Consider the following 445-nt stretch of genomic DNA (forward strand, 5'->3'; position numbering starts at 1 on the left):
ATCGACGGGATGGTTTGGCACCTCGATGTCGGCTCGTCGCATCCTGGGGCTGGAGTCGGTCCCAAGGGTTGGGCTGTTCGCCCATTAAAGCGGTACGCGAGCTGGGTTTAGAACGTCGTGAGACAGTTCGGTCCCTATCCGCTGTGCGCGTAGGAGTCTTGAGAAGGGCTGTCCCTAGTACGAGAGGACCGGGACGGACGAACCTCTGGTGTGCCAGTTGTTCTGCCAAGGGCATGGCTGGTTGGCTACGTTCGGGAGGGATAACCGCTGAAAGCATCTAAGCGGGAAGCCTGCTTCGAGATGAGGACTCCCACCCACTTGATGGGGTAAGGCTCCCAGTAGACGACTGGGTTGATAGGCCAGATCTGGAAGCCCGGTAACGGGTGGAGGTGACTGGTACTAATAGGCCGAGGGCTTGTCCTCAGTTGCTCGCGTCCACTGTGTT

General features: G+C 58.9%; 1 rRNA gene. It reads left to right on the forward strand.

What is annotated here, in order from left to right:
* A 23S ribosomal RNA gene (locus HW445_RS32670) occupies positions 1–423 on the forward strand; the annotation flags it as partial.
* Positions 424–445 lie beyond the last annotated feature (22 nt).

It is taken from the genome of Streptomyces sp. UH6, from assembly GCF_013421635.1.
Classification (GTDB): domain Bacteria; phylum Actinomycetota; class Actinomycetes; order Streptomycetales; family Streptomycetaceae; genus Streptomyces; species Streptomyces abyssomicinicus.